Consider the following 18,129-nt stretch of genomic DNA (forward strand, 5'->3'; position numbering starts at 1 on the left):
ATCGCCCCATGTCGTGGCGCAACCTGCTGACCAGCCGACGGGCCGCCCCGGACGCCGGGACGGCCGTCGCGCGCGTCGCCGACGTCTGGGAGAAGGCCGGTCGCCGGGCGTCCGCGAGCCTGCCGACCATGGCCGAGGTCGAGGCCAGCGCGCTCAAGGTCTATGCCGATCACGGCCTGCCGACGAAGCCGGGGCACTACCGTCGCGGGCCTGTTTCCGACGCCTGGGACTATCTGGGCGAGGACGTCGACATCGCCCGCCGCTGGGACATGGTGCTGGAGCGGCCGACGGAGTCGGGCTGGAAGTTCGCCACGCTGGAAGACCTGGGTCGTCATGAAGGGGCCTCGGCCGAGCTGCGCGCGGCCTCGGCGCTGCTTTCGGCGTGCCGACACCTGAAGGACCGGATGACGGGCCGCGCGGTCGGCGATCCGGGCGACGACATCGAGCGCGCCATCCGTCTGGGCGTCGACTGGCAGAGGCTGAAGGACGCACAGGCGTGGAAGGAATCCTCGCGGCTGAAGCTGACCACGCCGGAGGATGACGCGCCCGAGCCGCCCGTTGCGGCGCTGCCGGCGGCGAAGTCAAAGGCCGCGCCCAAGCCGCGAGCCCCGCGCAAGAGCCGCAGGACGACAGGCCAATCCTAGGCGGCTCAAGTGATCGGGCCTGCGCTCAAGCAGCAGGCGACCGCGTCGCGAGCGGTGGCGCAGCCAACCTCCAGGCGTGAAAAAGCCCGCTGCGGGGGATACATCGCAGCGGGCTTTCTCGCTCTCTCAGGAGCGGACGTTTCCTCCCCGAAACGCCTTCGTCCAGCGGCTGCGCCTCACAGCGCCGCGCCGTTCGAGTGGGAGCACATCACCGCCATGACGGATTCAAGTCAACCAAAGGCCGTGTGTAATCCGTCGGTTTCATGACTAAACGTCGATCACTCATCCGCGAGGAGATCGGGTTATCGAAGAATCTTCGATAATGCCGCGAATGGTTTGCACCAGGGCGTCGCGCGCCACCGTCTGCTGCCCCGGACGAGCCGCCTTCCAGGCCTCGTTGTCGGCCAGACCGGCGGCCAGAGCGCGACCGGCGTCGAGGTCCTTGATCGTCACCTGACCCGCCGCGATCTCGTTTCCGCCCAGCATGACGGCGGCGGGCGCGCCGCGCCGGTCGGCGTACTTCATCTGGGCCTTCATGCCGGCGCGGCCCAGATAGAGTTCGGCGGCGATGCCCGCCCGACGCAACTCGGCCACGGCGTCGAGGTAGTGCTGCATGTCGGCCTCGTCGAAGACGATGACCACCACCGGCCCGCGCGTCGCCGCCTCGTTGCGGCCCGCCGCGCGCAGCGCCGAGGCCAGGCGCGAAACACCGAACGAGAAACCCGTCGCGGGCGTCGCCTCGCCCGTGAAGCGCGCCACCAGATCGTCGTAGCGCCCGCCGCCCCCGATGGAGCCAAAGCGAACGGCGCGACCCTTGTCGTCGGTCGTTTCCAGCAGCAGCTCTGCCTCGAACACCGCGCCGGTGTAATACTCCAGGCCCCGCACGATGGTCGGGTCGAAGCGGACAGCGGCCTGATCGACGCCCATGGACGTCAGCGCGCGGTCGATGCCGGACAGCTCGTTCAGCGCCGCCTCGCCCGCCGCGCCGAGGCCGCCCACGCGGGCGATGGCGTCCAGCGCCTCCGCGCGCGTCCCCTCCCCGGCCGAGCCCAGGAAGGCGCGGATGGTGTCGGCCACGGCGCCCGGCAGCCGCGCCCCCTTGGTGTAGTCGCCGCTCTCGTCCAGCCGGCCTTCGCCGAGCAGGGCGACGACGCCCTCCCAGCCCAGGCGGTCGTATTTGTCGATGGCGCGCAGAGCCGTCAGGCGCTGGACCGGATCGGTCACGCCGCCGGCGTCGAACAGGCCGTCGAACAGCTTACGGTTGGAGACGCGGACCACCGCCTGACCCTCGGCGAGGCCCGCCGCCTTCAGCCCCTCGCAGGCCATGGCGATGATCTCGGCGTCGGCCTCCGGGCGGTCGGAGCCGACGGTGTCGGCGTCGCACTGGACGAACTCGCGGAAGCGGCCGGGGCCGGGCTTCTCATTTCTCCAGACCGGCCCGAAGGCGTAGCGCCTATAGGGCTTGGGCAGGGTTTCCCAATTCTGGGCGGCGAACCGGGCCAGAGGCGCGGTCAGGTCGTAGCGCAGCGCCATCCACTGGTCGTCGTCGTCCTGGAGCGCGAAGACGCCCTCGTTCGGGCGGTCGGCGTCGGGCAGGAACTTGCCCAGAGCGTCGGCGTATTCGAACGCCCCGGTCTCGAGCGGCTCGAAGCCCCAGCGTTCGTAGACCTCGGTCACCCGAGCGACGATGCGGCGTTCGGCGGCGACGTCGGGGCCTCGGCGGTCGGCGAAGCCCCGGGGGCTGCGGGCTTCGGGGCGGGCGGGAGGCGCGGCGTCGGTCATGGCGCGGATGTAGAGGGATTAGGGATTAGGGACTAGGGATTAGAGGTCGCGTTTCGCCGCCACAGCGGAGGTCGCCCATCCAATCCCTTTTCTCTGATCCCTTCTCCAAACCCTACTTCCGGATCGGCACCATCCGGCCGTAGGTCAGCGAGCGCCACACCCATTCCAGCGGGCCGTTGGAGAAAACCGACAGCCACAGCGGCGACCAGATCAGCTGGGTGACCCAGATGGCGCCGACGACAGTCCAGAGGGCGGCGGGGTGGTAGTCGCCCATCCACTGAGGCCCCCACGGCAGGTAGAAGAGGCTGGCCATGATGAGGGTCTGGGTCAGGTAGTTGGTGAAGGCCATCCGCCCGACCGGGACCAGGACGCCGGTGATCATCCGCAGACCCATCTTCGTCAGCAGGATCAGCATGGCGGCGTAGCCGAGCGTGATCAGCGGGGCCATGCCGCCGGCGGCGTCATCCAACCCCGCGACCGGCAGGGCGGCCGGATCCTGACCCGGCAGGCTGGCCCAGGCGTCGGTGGCCAGAACCGCGGCGGCGGCGAGGAAAACCAGCAGATAGAGGATCACCGGCGACCGGCCGACGAAGAAGCCGGACTTGTAGAGACCCAGGCCCAGCATCATCAGGGGCACGCTGACCGGGATGAGGAACAGGGACAGCATGGCCAGCATCAGCCAGGCCTTGAAGTTCTCGATCCAGGGCGCGACGAAGGAGGTCTTGTATTCGGCGACGGCGGCGTTGACCGTCTCCATCGTCACCTGCGGACTGCTGGCCTGCATCTGCTCCTGGAACTCGGGACCAAGGAGACCCATGGCCAGCGGCCCGGCCGTGGCGATCAGCGCCCAGAGCGCCGAGATCGATCCGCCGATCCAAAGCAGGCGACCGGCGCTCCACGACCGCAGCAGCAGCATGATGGCGCCGCAGTAGGCGTAGTGCAGCAGGATGTCGCCGTACCAGAAGGCGGCCCCGTGGATCAGGCCGAAGACGCCGAGCCAGAGCAGGCGGCTGCGCAGCAGCTTGCCCCGCGCCTCGTCCGACCGTTCGCCGCCGACCAGGAAGATCGAGACGCCAAACAGCATGGTGAAGAGGGTGCGGAACTTGTCCTGGAAGAAGACCTCGGTGACCCAGGCGCCCCAGGCGTCGGCGCCGGTGTGGTTGAACGGGTCGGTCGTGGCCGTCTCGACGACGATGGGCCAGGCGAAGGCCATGGCGTTGACCGCCAGAATGCCCAGGATCGCCCAGCCGCGCAGCATGTCGAGCTGGAAGATGCGGTCCTTGGGCTGGACGGGGGCGAGACCCCCGGTGGCGGGCAGAGGCTGGGCCTCGACGGCGGGCATGGCCATGTGCTTTCCCCCAAAAGCGATAGACAAGCGAGCTTTACACAGGCCGCAGGGGCCGTAAACTGAATTCGCCGTAAGGCGTCAGGCGGGATCGCTCATCAGGCCGAGGCGATCGCGGACCTTTTCCGGCGCCGGCACGAAGGCGATGAAGGCGGCGCACAGACCGGCCCAGAGGGCGTAGGAGACACCGACCAGAACCGCGATGGGCAGGCCGCCGACGCCGTAGATCAGGAGCGTGGTCTCGGTCGCGCCGACGCCTTGCAGCACATCGCCGGACGCCACGAGGCCGATGATGACCATGAGGAGCGCGACCAGCGTCTGGAGCGCGGCGGCGAGCAGGCCGCCGTAGAGCATGAATCGCCAGACGATGCCGAGCCGGGTGCCGGGCCGACCTCGCCGGTCGCGCTCGCGCCGGATGACCATCAGCCCGGCGGGCACGGCGACGCAGCCGAGCACCAAGAGCACGATGCGCCAGTCGATGTCGCGGCCCGGCATCCAGTTCTCGGGCGGCCAGATCAGGAGCGTCAGGATGATCGGCGGCCAGGCGATGCCGGCGATCGCAGCGATCGGAATGGCAAGGCGCGTGCGCCGCCAGGTGACGCGCGTCTGACCCGGCAGGTCCGCGATGCTGTCCAGGCGGATCGCGCGGCGGGCCATCAGCGGGTCGGCACCGGCGTCTCGCCGGAATAGTCGTAGAAGCCGCGACCGGACTTGCGTCCCAGCCAGCCGGCCTCGACGTATTTCACCAGCAGCGGACAGGGGCGGTACTTGGAGTCCGCGAGGCCCTCGTAGAGCACGTTCATGATGGCGAGCACGACGTCCAGCCCCATGAAGTCGGCCAGTTCCAGCGGGCCCATGGGGTGGTTGGCGCCCAGCTTCAGCGCCTTGTCGATGGAGGCGACGTTCCCGACCCCTTCGTACAGGGTGTAGATCGCCTCGTTGATCATCGGCACCAGGATGCGGTTGACGATGAAGGCGGGGAAGTCCTCGGCGTTGGTGGTGGTCTTGCCCAGGCTCTCGGCGAAGGCCACGGCGGCGTCATAGGTGGCCGCAGATGTGGCGATGCCGCGGATGATCTCGACCAGCTTCATCACCGGGGCCGGCTTCATGAAGTGCAGGCCGATGAAGCGGTCGGGCCGATCGGTCGAGGACGCCAGCCGGGTGATGGAGATCGACGAGGTGTTGGACGCGAGCAGGGTGTCAGGCCCCAGGTGGGGAACCAGGTCGGCGAAGACGGCCTTCTTGACCGCCTCGTCCTCGACCGCCGCCTCAATGACCAGATCGGCCTTGCCGGCCTCGGCCAGTGACGGCACGGCGGAGACGGCGGCGAGGGCCGCATCGGCCTGGGCCTGGGTGGTGGAACCGCGCTCCACACTCCGCGCGAGGCTGGCGCCGATCACGCCGAGCGCGACCGGCAGGCGGTTGGCGTCGACATCGTAGAGGCTGACCCGATAGCCGCCCAGCGCGATCGTCTGGGCGATGCCGACGCCCATCTGGCCTGCGCCGATGACGGCGACGGATTTGATCTGGGAACTCATGCGGTCGTGGTCTGCTGCGGCGTCTCCGCCCGGGCGTCGGGCACCTTAGAAGCGTCCGTCAGCGGCGCAAGCGCGGAATGTTGCGGTGCGGCGACAGCCGTCCCGAACTGTCACCCCAGGATCGCGATCAGGGGGCCAGCGGCCGAGTTGTTGAACAGGATCCGGGCGAAGTTGAGCAGCAGCAGCAAAACGATCGGCGAGATGTCGATGCCGCCCAGCGGCGGGATGATCCGGCGGAAGGGCTCGAGCAGCGGCCGGGTCACGGCGTCGAAGAAGGCGGCGACCTGGCTGACGAAGCGGTTGCGGTGATTGATGACGTCGAAGGCGAACAGCCACGACAGGATGGCCGAGATGATGATCGACCAGATCATCAGCTGGATGACGGTGTTGACCAGCCAGACGAGGGCCACGCCCATGAGGTGCTCCAGAGGACAGAGAGATGTGAGACGGTTCTAGCGAGACAGGGCGGAAAGGGAAATGCGGGGAGATGAGGGGAGCTGCGGCGAGGGTCGGCGTTGTGCGGAGTGTGCGGTCACGGGCCCGCCTCTGGCGCCCCGGATCGGGGCGCCTGTCTCCGCCCAGGAGGCGGAGAGCGGGTGGGGACATGCGCCATCGCTCTTCCGCTGTGAACGGGTGGGAAGGGCGGGCGGAGCAGCCGGGCCTTCGCCCGGAGACCGTATGGATTTGTGTTTCGGCGAACGCTGACTGCTCCGCGCGGCTGGTCTGCTCGGAAGCGGACGGCCCCGCGTCGCTCGAAGCCGACTGACCGGGGACCAACGGCCCTGTTAGAGCCTTGCCGCTACTGACGCCTCCGGCGGGAAGGTCGGCGTGCTTGCGAAAGCCGATCCCCTGAACGCGGCAGGTCTTCTGCCTGCCGCCTTTTTGGTGGGCTACCGCCTGGAACGCGGTTCCAGGCTACTTGAGCCCGGGACCCTCGCTCCTGACAGGGAACCCACGCCACCCCCTTGATCCGGACGCCGGACGACCGCTCTTCACGGCCTCCGGTCATTGGACCTCGGGAGCCCCCGCTCTAACCGCTTCCGCCGCGACAAGCTCGCAAGGCCTTGCGCCCTTCCCAGGCGACGGAACCGAGAGGGAGGGTAACACACCCCGATATGCGGGCGCGTTCAGGGCTTCTCAAACGGGAGGAGCGCTGGATTCATTGCCGAAATCCGGGCGTCGTTGGATGATTGAGAAAAACAGCGCGAGTACTTCCCTCTCCCAGAGGGAGAGGGGCGCAAGGTTTCAGTCCCCGCTTTCGCCAAGGATCGCCTCGATCCCTTCGCGCCAGCTCGGATAGGCCGGACGCCAGCCGAGCTCGGCCTTGGCGCGGGCGTTGGAGAGGCGTTTGGAGTCCAGGTAGAAGCGGCGCATGGCGTCCGAGACCGAGGGGTCGGTCCAGCAGACCTCGGGTGGTCGGGGCAATCCCATCCGCTCGGCGGCCCATTCCATGACCACGTCGGCCGGAGCGGGCTCGTCGTCGGCCAGGGTGTAGGCGCGGCCGGGGTTGGGACGGTCCATCGAGGCGAACAGGCCCGACACGGCGTCGTCGACGTGGATGCGATTGAAGATCTGGCCCGGCTTTCGCACCAGCCGCGCCGAGCCGTCGCGCAGGCGATCCACCACCGAGCGGCCGGGGCCGTAGATGCCGGGCAGGCGGAAGATATGGACCGTCAGGCCCATGCCACGCCCGGCGTCCAGCCAGTCGGCCTCGGCCCGGACCCGGCGCGCGCCCTCCAGCGAGGAGGCGTTCAGTTCGTCGTCCTCGAAGGCCCAGCCGCCGTCACGGTCGCCGTAGACGGCGGTGGAGGAGACATAGCCGATCCAGTCGGGATAGGCGGCGCTCGCGGCGATGGCCGGAATCAGGGCTTTCAGACCGGGGCAGCCGGTGGCCTCGGGCGGCGCGGTGACGAGGATGGCCGAGGCCTGGGCCACGGCGGCCTGCAAGGCGGCTTCGTCGGCGGGGTCCACGCCTGTGACGTCGGCTGCTTCGAAGGCCGCGCGTCGCCCGGCAACGCGTGAGGTCGCCGCCGCCGTCATGCCACGCCGGATCGCCTCGGCCGCCGCTCGGCCGCCTACATAGCCGCCGCCGAAGACGAGGAGGGAGCCGGCCACGGTCTCGATCAGATCGCCCGGGCGCGCGCTGGGGCGGCGGTCTCGACCGCTCGCACAGGCTCGGTCTCCAGCGCTTTGGCCCGGCCCGCGTTCCAGGCCGAGACGCAAGGGATCTTGGTCCGGTCGCAGCGATCGGCGTAGCGGCGGGCGATGCCGGTCACATCGGCCATCAGGCCCTCGGCGAGGGTGATGGGCTTCAGCCCCAGGTCGCGGAACTGGTCGTTGGCGACGACCAGCTCGTTCTCGTCGGCCTCCTGGCGCGGATTGGGGACGTTGTGGATTTCGGCGCCGGTCATCTCGGCAACCATGGCGGCGAGGTCGCGCACACGTCGGCTTTCGGTCATCTGGTTCAGGATCTTGACCCGGTCACCCCGTTTGGGCGGGTTCTTCAGGGCGAGCTCGACGCAGCGCACCGTGTCCTGGATGTGGATGAAGGCCCGCGTCTGGCCGCCCGAGCCATGCACCGTCAGGGGATAGCCGACCGCCGCCTGCATCAGGAAGCGGTTCAGCACCGTGCCGTAGTCGCCGTCGTAGTCGAAACGGTTGATGAGGCGCTCGTCCTGGCGGGTTTCCTCGGTCTGGGCGCCCCAGACGATGCCCTGGTGCAGGTCGGTGATCCGCAGCTGGTCGTTCTTGGCGTAGAACTGGAACAGGAGCGCGTCCTGCGTCTTGGTCATGTGGTAGATGGAGCCGGGGTTCGGCGGGAACAGGATCTCCTGCTCGGCCGGGCCGAAGTCGGTATCGACCGTGACCTTCAGATAGCCCTCGGGGATGCGCAGGCCGGCGGTGGTGTAGCCATAGACGCCCATGGTCCCGAGATGCGCCAGATGCACGTCCAACCCGCTCTCGACGATGGCGGCGAGCAAGTGGTTGGTGGCGTTCAGATTGTTGTCCACCGTGTAGAGCTTGTGCCGGGCCGACTTCATCGAATAGGGCGCGGCGCGCTGTTCGGCGAAGTGGACGACGCTGTCCGGGCGCTCGGCGCGGATCAGCTCGACCAGGCGGTCGAACTCCTTGCCGACGGTCATGTTGACGAAGCCGATGTCCTTGCCCGAGACCTCTTTCCAGGCCGCGATACGTTCGCCGATCGGGCGGATCGGGGTCAGGGACTGGACTTCCAGCTCATTGTCGATGTTGCGGCGGCTGAGGTTGTCGACGATCACCACGTCCCAGCCGCGCGCCGACAGATGCAGGGCCGTCGGCCAGCCGCAGAAGCCATCGCCGCCCAGAACCAGAACCTTCATCGTCGCCGTTTCCTCTTGTTGGTTCCGTCCTGACTAGCGGAACGGGCGGCGAGGGCAAAGCCTGGCGTGGTGTCGTTCCTAGCGCGGCGCGCGCTTGGCCAGGATGCGCTGCAGAGTCCGACGGTGCATCCCCAGGCGACGGGCCGTCTCAGAGACATTGTGGTCGCAGAGCTCATAGACGCGCTGGATGTGCTCCCAGCGGACCCGGTCGGCGCTCATCGGGTTCTCGGGCGGCTCGGGCGCGTCGCCGGTGGCCAGAAGCGCCTTGACCACGTCGTCGGCGTCGGCGGGCTTGGACAGATAGTCGACAGCCCCGGCCTTGACCGCCGCGACCGCCGTGGCGATCGCGCCGTAGCCGGTCAGCATGACGATGCGGGCGTCCTCGCGCCGGTCACGGATGGTCTCGACCACCTTGAGGCCGTTGCCGTCCTCCAGCCGCATGTCCAGAACCGCGAAGGCGGGCTGTTTGGCGCGGAGCGCCTCATTGGCCTCAGCGACAGAAGAGACGGTCGTGACCTCGAAGCCGCGCGATTCCAGGGCCCGGCCCAGGCGGGTGCGCAGGGCCTGATCGTCGTCCAGCAGGAGGAGCGAGCGATCCTCCAGGGCGGCGATGCGCTCTTCGACGGACGGGTTGGCGGCGGCGGCGGTGGCCATGACGGTGTTCTCCCTTGCCGCCGAAGTCGGCGGTTACCGCTGGAATTTCAAGCGGTGCGGCGATGCGTCGCCTTCGGACAGTCTATCACGCTTCGAGCGCTTCGCGCGGCCAGCGGATGGTGACCCGCGCGCCGCGGTTGCCGCCGGGGCCGCCGTCGCCGTGGCCGACCGCCACCTGACCGCCGGTGCGTTCCAGGAGCGTCCGGGCGATGAAGAAGCCCAGGCCCATGCCGCCCTGGCTGGGCGCGATCTCGGCCAGAGGAGGCGCGACCACAGGACGGCCCTTCTTGACGTTGCGGCTGGCGTCGCGGGCGGCGGCGAGCTGCTTGGCCACGGCCTGGCGGGTCTTGCTGTTGGGCCGGGAGGTCACATAGGGCTCGCCCAGACGAGGCAGGATGTCGGGCGCGAAGCCGGGCCCGTCGTCGATGACCGTGACGGTGATCCAGCGCTCGCCCGCGCGGCCCTCGACCCGCACGGAGGAGGCGGCGAAGTCGGCGGCGTTCTCGACGATGGCGGACAGGCCGTGGACGACCTCGGCGAAGCGCTTGACCCGGGGCTCCTCGACGCCGGGCGGGGTCTCCACCGAGACGGTGATGGCGATGTCGAAGCCCTCGTGGGGCTCGACGACCTCGTTCAGAAGGGCCTTTAGACCGATATCGACATAGAGCTGGTCGCCGTCCTCGGGCCGGGTGGAGAGGCGTTTCAGGATGTCGCGGCAGCGGTCGGCCTGGCTGAGCAGCAGGCGGGCGTCCTCCGCGACCGCGCCGTCGGGCGGGGAGGCGCGAAGCAGCTCCTTGGCGACGACCTGGATGGTGGCGAGCGGCGTGCCCAGTTCGTGCGCCGCCGCCGCCGCCAACCCGCCGAGCGCCGCCAGCCTCTGTTCGCGCTGGAGCACGTCCTGGGTGGTGGCCAGCGCCAGTTCCAGCGTCTCGGCCTCCGCCGCCACGCGCCAGGCGTAGGCGGCGGTGAAGACGACGCCGGTGACCAGGGCCAGACCGATGCCGAAGCGATAGAGCGCCGGCAGCTCCAGCTTGGTCCCCGCCTGCCACGGCAGGGGCATGGACCAGAAGAACAGGGCGATGGTGGCGATGAGCACCAAGAGGCCGAGGAACAGCGCCTGACGCCCCGGCAGTGACGCCGCCGCGACCGTCACCGGCGCGACCAGCAGCAGGCAGAAGGGGTTCTCCAGCCCGCCGGTGAAGGCGAGCAAAGCCGTTAGCTGCAGGATGTCGAAGCCGAGGTGGATGGCCGTCAGCCGGCCGTCGGGCAGGCGGCCGTCGACCTGACGCAGGCGCGACATGGCGATCAGGTTGACGACCACGCTGGCGAAGATGACCGCCAGGCACTCCCACAGCGGCAGGGGGAAGTGCAGGCCGGCGACCAGCACGATCACGGTCGCCGTCTGGCCGGCGATGGCCAGCCAGCGCAGGATGATGAGGGTACGAAGGCTCAGGCCCCGGCTGCGGCGCGGCAGGCCGGGCCGACCGCCGGGGGCGACGAGGGGCTGCGACGAGAGGCTGGCTTCGCTTGAACTCACGACCGGTCTATAGACCGCGCCCGCCCCGCTGTCGGCCCCTTCGTCCGGAGACACGATGCCACGCCGTTCCATCCTGCTGTTCGCGGGCGCCTGCATCGCCATCGCCACGGCCCTCGCCACCGTCACCGTAATCGTCGTGACGGGTCGGGAGCGCGCCGAGGCCGTGGCGGAAGGGACCGCGACCGGCCAGCCCAGCGTCGGCGGGCCGTTCCAACTGGTGAACAAGGAGGGTCAGGCGGTGGATCAGAGTCTGCTGAATGGCAAATGGAGCCTTGTGTTCTTTGGCTTCACCTACTGCCCCGACTTCTGCCCCACGACGCTGACGGCGCTGGAGGCCACGCGCGAGCGGCTGGGCGACGCGGCGGACGATCTACAGATCGTCTTCGTCTCGATCGATCCGGAGCGCGACACGCCCCAGGCGCTCAAGGACTATCTGTCGTCGGACGGCTTCCCGCCCGGCGTGATCGGGCTGACGGGGTCGGAGGAGCAGGTCGCGGCGGCCGCGCGGGCCTATCGCGCCTTCTACGAGAAGGTCGGCGAGGGCGAGGATTACACCATGAACCACTCGCTGACGGTCTATCTGATGGGCCCGGACGGGCGGTTCCGCTCCGCCATCGCCCATGATCTCGGACCGGAGCGGTCGGCGGAGCTGGTCCGGCGAGTGATGGCGCGAGGATAGCGAGAGACGGATCAGGGATCAGGGATTGGGGATTGGAGACCGGCCGCTTGCGGTCATGCATGACCTGCGACCGGCTTGAGCCCGGTGGCTCTAATCCCTAATCCCTAATCCCCACCGTCCGACTTCGGAGGCCGCATGGCCGACCTGCTCAAGACCGCCCTGATCTACGACTTCGACGGCACGCTCGCGCGTGGGAACATGCAGGAAGTGACCTTCATCCCGTCGGTGGGCATGGGGGTCGGCGACTTCTGGGGCGAGGCGGACCGGCTGACGCGCGCCGCCGACGGCGACAACATCCTGATGTACATGCAATTGATGCTGCAGCGGGCGCGGGAGAACGGCCAGCCCGTGACCAAGCGGCTGCTCAAGGAGCACGGCGAGGACGTCAAGCTGTTCGACGGGCTGAAGTCCGACCTGACGGGGCGGGGCTGGTTCGACCGCATCGACGCGATCGGGCGCAAGTATGGCCTGGAGATCGAGCACTACATCATCTCGGCCGGGCTGGAGGAGATGATCGAGGGCTGCCCGATCCGGCCGGCCTTCCGGCACGTCTTCGCCTCCAAGTTCGCCTATGACGACCACGGCGTGGCGATCTGGCCGGCGGTGGGCGTCAACTACACGACCAAGACCCAGTACCTGTTCCGCATCAACAAGGGCGTGCTGAACCACTGGGAGCACGACAAGATCAACAAGTTCATGGCCGACGAGGATCGGCCGGTGCCGTTCGAGCGGATGATCTTCCTGGGCGACGGCGACACCGACGTGCCGACCATGAAGATGATGCACACCAAGGGCGGCTTCTCGATCGCGGTCTATGATCCCCGCAACTCCGAGCGCGACCAGGAGAAGATCTACGGCCTGATCTCGGAGGACCGGGTGAACTTCGTGGCGGCCGCCGACTATCGGGAGGGCCAGCCGCTGGACCTGATCGTCAAGGGGCTGCTCGGCCGCATCGCCATCAACGCCGGGACGATGGCGGAGGTCTGAGGCTCAGCCGGTGGCGGCGTCGGCCTCGTCGTCGCGCTTGCCTTCGACCGGGTCCTGATCGCCGTCGCCGGGCGTCACGCCGGTGTTCTCGATGGGGTCGGGATCGACGCCCGAGGGCGACTGGGGGTCGGCGAAGGCGCGGCCCTCGTCGGCAAGGGCCTGGTTGATCGCGGCCTGATCGGGATCGATGTCCGACCCCGAGGCCGACCCGCCCCGGATCGAACCCGCGCGTGTGTCGGAGCCCATGTCGCTGCCGGACAGGGCCTCGACCAGCGCATCGCGGCTGCGGCCGAGGTCCGGGCGTTCGCCCATGTCGTCGGCTTCGCGGGCTTCGGGACTGTCGGGTCTGGCGTCGGTCATCGGATCGCTCCTTCGCCAGAGGAAGCGTCGCCGGACCCGGCCGGTTCCCTCCTTCGGGCCCGGAGGAAGTCGACGAAGGCCTTGAGCGCCGGCGGCGGGTGACGTCGCGAGGGGTAGTATAGGAACGGACCGTCGAACGGCTGCTGCCAGTCGTCCAGCACGGCGACCAGCCGGCCAGCGGCCAGGTCGTCCCGCGCCCAGGCCTCGAAGGTTGCGAAGAAGCCCAGGCCGTCGCGCGCGGCATGCAGGCCGAGGTCCGCCGAGGTGACGGTCAGACGCCCCTGCGGCTGGAAGCGGATGACCTCGCTCGCCTTCTCGAACTCCCAGGCGATCAGGCCGCCCGGCAGGCGCAGCCGGATGGCGGGCAGGGTCCGCAGCTGGTCCGGATGGGCGGGCATTCCGACGCGCGCGATCAGAGACGGCGCGGCGACCAGGACGAAGCGTTCGGGTCCGCCCAGCGGAACCGCGATCATGTCCCTGGCCAGCGCCTCGCCGTAGCGGACGCCCGCGTCGAAACCGTCGGCGACGACCTCGGTGAAGGCGTTGTCGAACAGGACCTCCATCGACACGCCCGGATGGGCCGCCATGAAGGGACCCAGCAGCGGGCCGAGCGCGATTTCGGCGGCATCCGGCGCATTGATCCGCAGCCGCCCCACCGGCGCGTCGGCGGCCAGGCCGACCGCGGCGACCGCGCCCTCGATGTCGGCCAACGCCGGCGCGATGCGGGCCAAGAGCGCCTCGCCAGCCTCCGTCGGGCTGACGCTGCGGGTGGTGCGGTTGAGCAGGCGGGCGCCCAGAGCGTCCTCCAGCGCCCGGATGCGCTCGGACAGGCCCGACGGCGACAGCCCCGCCTCGGCCGCGGCCTTGCGAAAGCCCCGGTGCCGGGCGACGGCGGCGAGCAGGGCCAGATCATCGAGGGACGGCGTCATTGTTCGCTGATCCGCACAGTTCATGCGGAGATTGCCGGATTATCGAACAAGGAGGCAAGGCGTAGTGAGACGGCCTCACTTCAGAGGAGCGACGCCATGACCACCCTCCCCACCCGCCGCCTGGGCGCGACCGGCCCCGAGGTCTCCGTGATCGGTCTCGGCTGCATGGGCATGTCGGACTTCTACGGACCGGCCGACCGCGACGAGAGCATCGCCACGATCCACGCCGCGCTCGAGGCGGGGGTGACCCTGCTCGACACCGGCGACTTCTACGGCATGGGCCACAATGAGATGCTGATCGCCGAGGCCCTGAGGGGGCGGCGCGAACAGGCCCTGCTCAGCGTGAAGTTCGGGGCGCTGCGCGATCCCGACATGGGCTTTCGCGGCTATGACAGCCGGCCGGAGTCGGTCAGGAACTTCGTGACCTATTCGCTTCGGCGACTGAACGTCGACCGCATCGACATCTATCGGCCCTCGCGCCTGGACCCCGCCGTGCCGATCGAGGACACCATCGGCGCCATCGCCGAGCTGGTCGAGAAGGGCTACGTCCGCCACATCGGTCTGTCGGAAGTCGGCCCCGAGACGATCCGCCGGGCCGCCGCCGTCCACCCCATCGCCGACCTGCAGATCGAATACAGCCTGGCGTCGCGCGGCATCGAGGCGGCGATCCTGCCGACCTGCCGCGAGCTGGGCATTGGCATCACGGCCTATGGCGTCCTGGCGCGCGGCCTGATCAGCGGCCACTGGTCGAGGGACCGGTCGGTCGACCGCACCTTCCGCGCCATGAGCCCGCGCTTCCAGGGCGAGAACCTGGATCGCAACCTCGCCCTGGTCGAGGCCCTGCGCGGCGTGGCCGAGGCGAAGGGGGTGACCGTGGCCCAGATCGCGGTCGCCTGGGTGGCGGCGCAAGGCGAGGACATCGTGCCCCTGGTCGGGGCGCGTCGCCGGGACCGCCTGGCGGAGTCGCTGGGGGCCGTCGCCCTGACTCTGACGCCGGAAGACCGCGCGGCGATCGAGGCGGCCGTGCCGAAGGACGCAGTCGCCGGCGCCCGCTATCCGGAACAGCTGCTGCGGTTCATGGACAGCGAGCAGGCGTGAACGGAAAAGGGGCCGCGATCGCTCGCGGCCCCGTTGCCTGTTATCGCTAACGCTCGCGTCGCGGACGCTCGCTGCTTGAGCGAAAGTGTTGTCGCTAACGCTCGCCGCGCGGCGGCTCGCTGCTTGAGCGACGGCTTACGCCGCCTTCTCGAACAGCTTCTGCCAGCGGCGCGGCTCGCGCTTCTTCCAGCCCTCGCGGTGGTAGGCGTCCGAGCCGATCAGGGGAACGACTGTGGTCGCCTCGGCGAAGACCATCTGCTCATAGGTGGTCGAAACCTTGCCCCAGGACGCGGCTTCCTTGAGCGTAGAGGACGAGCAGGCGCCGTCGCGGACGTCGGCGACCGTGATCTGGACCGCATACTTGTGCATGTCGGCCTCGACGCCGAGGATCTCGGCGCAGACGACGGTGTCCTGGGCGAAGTTCTTGGGAACCCCGCCGCCGACCATGAACAGGCCGGTCGTGCCCGCCGCGATCTTGATGTCGGTCAGTTCGCGGAAGTCGGCGATGGCGTCCAGCATCATATAGGGCTGGCCGGCGGCGGCCCGCTCCTTCTGGTGCTTGACCAGGCCGAAGCCGGCCGAGCTGTCGACGAAGGCCGGGCAGAAGATCGGCACGCCCATCTCATAGGCGGTCTGGATCAGCGAGCCTTGCTTCTTCGCATTCCCTTCCGACAGCCACTTGCCCATCTCCCAGATGAACTCGCGGGACGAATAGCCGCGCGGCTCCAGCCGGTTGGCGATCTCCAGGATGGTGTGGTCGCAGGCCTGGAGCTCTTCCTCGTCGATGTAGGTGTCGTAGATGCGGTCGATGTAGTTGTCGCGCAGCACATTGTCGTCGACCGGGCCGGCCGCCTGATAGTGCTTGAAGCCGAGCGCCTCGAAGAAATCCATGTCGACGATGGAGGCGCCGGTGGCGACCACGGCGTCGATCATGCCGAACTTCACCATGTCGCGGTACACATGCATGCAGCCGCCGGCAGAGGTGGAGCCCGCCAGGATCAGCCAGGGCGAACAGGTCTCGTCCTCGATGGCCATGTTGAAGATGTCCGAGGCTCGCGCGGTGTCGCGGCTGGAGAACGACATCTTGCGCATCGAATCGATGATCGGACGCGCGTCGAAGCTGGTGATGTCGATGTGCTCCACGACGTTCTGGAGCAGCTGGGCCTTCTGGTTGGACTGAACGGGAGCGTTCATTGCAAGGGTTTCCCTTTGGTTTGAGCGCCCGTCGTCAAAAACATCAGCGGCCCGGACGGAGCGACGGGCCGCTGTGGTAGCTTGGTGGTCGTCTAGTCGAAGAACGTGACGGTGTTCAGACCGTTTCGACGAGAACCGGCGGTTCGGCCGCCTTCCTCGCCGCGTTTTCCTCGTTCTTCACCCGGATCCAGTCCGGGATCAGAAAGGCGTCGACGATCCACCAGATCGTCATGGGGACCCCGAGATAGGGCCCGAGCAGGCTGGTCATGATCCAGGTCACGAACCCCGCCGCCGCCATGCCGAGCCCAGATTTCCACTGGCCGACATAGAAGCGATGGCCGCCGACCCAACCCAGGAACAGCCAGAGCACATAACCGATCACCAGGGTCCGCTTGCCGTCCCACGGCTTGGCGTAGGACGGATCGGACGCCATGAACTCCCGATGACGCTGGTCGTGCATCATCTGGAAATGGTCGGGTCCGCTCGACGCATGGTCGATGCTGGGACCGGGATCGTGAGACCCGTGGGCGTCGGACATCTGCGGCTCCCCCCAAGCTATGCCGTTCGGGAAAGTCGTGGCGCCGACGCCTCCGGTTCACAAGCCCCGGAAACCTGACGTTCTATCTGACCTTACCGGCGACCCTTCCGGCGCTGGCCCGCCTTGCCCTTGGGGCGCGACAGGCGGACGACCTTTCGGGCCTGCTCTTCCGCCGTAGTGCGCACGGTCGGGATGGAGCGGGGCGCCAGGCCATACAGCGAGGCCATCGGGGCGTCCTGCACCGCCGCGACCTCATGCTCGCCATAGCCATTGAAGCCCGTCGACATCGCCACCCCATAGGCGCCGAGCATGCCGATCTCGATGAAGTCGCCCTCACGGATGTCGGCCGGCAGCCAGAACGGACCGGGCATGTGGTCGATCGAGTCGCAGGTCGGTCCATAGAACTGGAACGCCTTCAGCTCGGTCGCGCTCTCGCCGTCCCGGACCAGCTTGGTCGGGAAGGGCCAGCGCGAATGCGTCGCATCGAACAGCGAGCCATAGGACCCGTCGTTCAGATAGAGCGCGTCGCCCTTGCGCAGCTCGACGCGGGCCAGCACCGAGGAGCTCTCGGCCACCAGCGCCCGGCCGGGCTCGCACCACAGCTCGGTCGTTTCCGACACCGGCATCTCGTTGAAGCCGCGATGGATGGCGTCGGCGTATTCGCTCATGTCCGGCGGGACCATGCCCGGATAGACGGAAGGAAAGCCGCCGCCCACATCGACAATGTCGACGAAGACGCCCGCGCGGGTGATGGCGCGACCGACCTGGGCCATGGCGGCCTCATAGGCGGACGGGCGCATGCACTGGCTGCCGACGTGGAACGACACGCCCATCAGGCCGTCCTTGACCGCCCGGCGGGTGCTGAGCAGCAGCGACGGGGCCTGATCGGCCGAGACGCCGAACTTGCCCGACAGCGTATAGGCCGCGCCGTCCGCCGACACCGCCATGCGCACGATCAGGTTCAGGTCGTCCGCGCCGCCCGTGGCGTCGAGAATCTTCTGAAGCTCCTCCCCGCAGTCGAGCGAGAAGGTCCGCACCCCGTGGTCGAAGTAGGCGCGCGTGATCGCCGACCGGCTCTTGACCGGGTGCATGAAGGCCAGGCGCGCATCGGCGCTGACCGAGCGGACGAGCTCGATCTCGGCCAGGGATGCGACGTCAAAACCAGTGACGCCCGCCTCGATCAGGGTCTCGATGACCCAGCGCGACGGATTGGCCTTCACTGCATAGAAGACGTCGGCCTTGAGATTATCCTGGAACCAGCGGGCCGCTACGGAAACCGAGCGCGGTCGCACGAGGGCGACGGGACGCTCAGGAGGCCGCTCACGGACCAGGTCCAGGGGAAGCTGGTACGTGCGCAATTCACGTAACCCCCTGTTAATTGTTAACCCAGACCGGCGTTAGCAGCGCGTAACGGTTAGACCTACGGGGTCCGCCGGAAGCGGCCATATGGGGTCACGCGACTGTCATGTAAAGCGGTTTTTTCGC

The 18,129-nt window shown here is 68.6% G+C and carries 18 protein-coding genes; 4 read left to right on the plus strand and 14 right to left on the minus strand.

Annotated elements, in window-relative coordinates; genetic code table 11:
• Positions 1-8 precede the first annotated feature (8 nt).
• Positions 9-644: a hypothetical protein gene (locus tag Q333_RS16765; RefSeq protein WP_051651016.1), complete on the plus strand. Its 636-nt coding sequence runs from the start codon at positions 9-11 to the stop codon at positions 642-644.
• A gap of 282 nt (positions 645-926) precedes the next feature.
• Here the strand turns inward: Q333_RS16765 and hisS are convergent, their stop codons facing one another.
• From hisS to Q333_RS0100605, 9 genes are all read right to left on the minus strand, one after another.
• Positions 927-2,426, minus strand: coding sequence for a histidine--tRNA ligase (hisS, locus tag Q333_RS0100565; protein ID WP_029414799.1), 1,500 nt, complete (start codon positions 2,424-2,426; stop codon positions 927-929).
• A gap of 112 nt (positions 2,427-2,538) precedes the next feature.
• Positions 2,539-3,774, minus strand: coding sequence for a DUF418 domain-containing protein (locus Q333_RS0100570; protein ID WP_029414800.1), 1,236 nt, complete (start codon positions 3,772-3,774; stop codon positions 2,539-2,541).
• Positions 3,775-3,852: 78 nt separating this feature from the next.
• On the minus strand, positions 3,853-4,428 hold the full coding sequence (locus tag Q333_RS0100575) for a hypothetical protein (protein ID WP_035293455.1): 576 nt from the start codon (positions 4,426-4,428) through the stop codon (positions 3,853-3,855).
• Entirely contained in the window at positions 4,428-5,309 is an 882-nt protein-coding gene (locus tag Q333_RS0100580; protein ID WP_029414802.1) for a 3-hydroxybutyryl-CoA dehydrogenase, read from the minus strand. The genes Q333_RS0100575 and Q333_RS0100580 overlap by 1 nt, the downstream gene beginning before the upstream one ends.
• Before the next feature lie 110 nt (positions 5,310-5,419).
• Positions 5,420-5,725 carry a YggT family protein gene (locus tag Q333_RS0100585; RefSeq protein WP_029414803.1) on the minus strand — a complete coding sequence of 102 codons (306 nt, stop codon included), beginning with the start codon at positions 5,723-5,725 and terminating at the stop codon, positions 5,420-5,422.
• A gap of 829 nt (positions 5,726-6,554) precedes the next feature.
• The gene (locus Q333_RS0100590) at positions 6,555-7,424 is read right to left on the minus strand and encodes a Rossmann-fold NAD(P)-binding domain-containing protein (RefSeq protein WP_035293457.1); all 870 of its coding nucleotides are present in this window, start codon (positions 7,422-7,424) and stop codon (positions 6,555-6,557) included.
• A gap of 8 nt (positions 7,425-7,432) precedes the next feature.
• Entirely contained in the window at positions 7,433-8,668 is a 1,236-nt protein-coding gene (locus Q333_RS0100595; RefSeq protein ID WP_029414805.1) for an NAD-dependent epimerase/dehydratase family protein, read from the minus strand.
• A 78-nt stretch (positions 8,669-8,746) separates the two neighbouring features.
• Positions 8,747-9,322: an ActR/PrrA/RegA family redox response regulator transcription factor gene (locus tag Q333_RS0100600; protein WP_029414806.1), complete on the minus strand. Its 576-nt coding sequence runs from the start codon at positions 9,320-9,322 to the stop codon at positions 8,747-8,749.
• 85 nt (positions 9,323-9,407) lie between these two features.
• Positions 9,408-10,931 (minus strand): ActS/PrrB/RegB family redox-sensitive histidine kinase, encoded by a 1,524-nt coding sequence (locus Q333_RS0100605; RefSeq protein WP_157072321.1) that lies wholly within the window; start codon positions 10,929-10,931, stop codon positions 9,408-9,410.
• Between Q333_RS0100605 and Q333_RS0100610 the strand changes: the two genes are divergently transcribed.
• Entirely contained in the window at positions 10,915-11,538 is a 624-nt protein-coding gene (locus tag Q333_RS0100610; RefSeq protein ID WP_029414808.1) for an SCO family protein, read from the plus strand. The two genes, Q333_RS0100605 and Q333_RS0100610, sit on opposite strands and share 17 nt — an antisense overlap.
• Positions 11,539-11,673: 135 nt before the next feature.
• A complete protein-coding gene (locus Q333_RS0100615; protein ID WP_029414809.1) occupies positions 11,674-12,525 on the plus strand; it encodes an HAD family hydrolase in 852 nt (283 codons plus the stop codon).
• A gap of 3 nt (positions 12,526-12,528) precedes the next feature.
• Here the strand turns inward: Q333_RS0100615 and Q333_RS17785 are convergent, their stop codons facing one another.
• Positions 12,529-12,885 (minus strand): hypothetical protein, encoded by a 357-nt coding sequence (locus Q333_RS17785; protein ID WP_051651017.1) that lies wholly within the window; start codon positions 12,883-12,885, stop codon positions 12,529-12,531.
• On the minus strand, positions 12,882-13,814 hold the full coding sequence (locus Q333_RS0100625) for a LysR family transcriptional regulator (RefSeq protein ID WP_029414811.1): 933 nt from the start codon (positions 13,812-13,814) through the stop codon (positions 12,882-12,884). The genes Q333_RS17785 and Q333_RS0100625 overlap by 4 nt, the downstream gene beginning before the upstream one ends.
• Before the next feature lie 96 nt (positions 13,815-13,910).
• Between Q333_RS0100625 and Q333_RS0100630 the strand changes: the two genes are divergently transcribed.
• Positions 13,911-14,912, plus strand: a complete 1,002-nt coding sequence (locus Q333_RS0100630) for an aldo/keto reductase (RefSeq protein ID WP_029414812.1) — start codon at positions 13,911-13,913, stop codon at positions 14,910-14,912.
• Between the two features lie 135 nt (positions 14,913-15,047).
• Here Q333_RS0100630 and Q333_RS0100635 read toward each other — a convergent pair whose 3' ends face one another.
• The 3 genes from Q333_RS0100635 to Q333_RS0100645 all read right to left on the minus strand — a co-directional run bounded on the left by Q333_RS0100635 (position 15,048) and on the right by Q333_RS0100645 (position 18,002).
• Positions 15,048-16,106: a 1,9-bis(guanidino)-5-aza-nonane synthase gene (locus Q333_RS0100635; RefSeq protein ID WP_029414813.1), complete on the minus strand. Its 1,059-nt coding sequence runs from the start codon at positions 16,104-16,106 to the stop codon at positions 15,048-15,050.
• A 115-nt stretch (positions 16,107-16,221) separates the two neighbouring features.
• Entirely contained in the window at positions 16,222-16,644 is a 423-nt protein-coding gene (locus Q333_RS0100640) for a TM2 domain-containing protein (protein ID WP_051651018.1), read from the minus strand.
• A 92-nt stretch (positions 16,645-16,736) separates the two neighbouring features.
• Positions 16,737-18,002, minus strand: a complete 1,266-nt coding sequence (locus Q333_RS0100645) for a type III PLP-dependent enzyme (RefSeq protein WP_029414815.1) — start codon at positions 18,000-18,002, stop codon at positions 16,737-16,739.
• Positions 18,003-18,129: the final 127 nt, after the last annotated feature.

The organism is Brevundimonas bacteroides DSM 4726 (assembly GCF_000701445.1).
Classification (GTDB): Bacteria; Pseudomonadota; Alphaproteobacteria; order Caulobacterales; family Caulobacteraceae; genus Brevundimonas; species Brevundimonas bacteroides.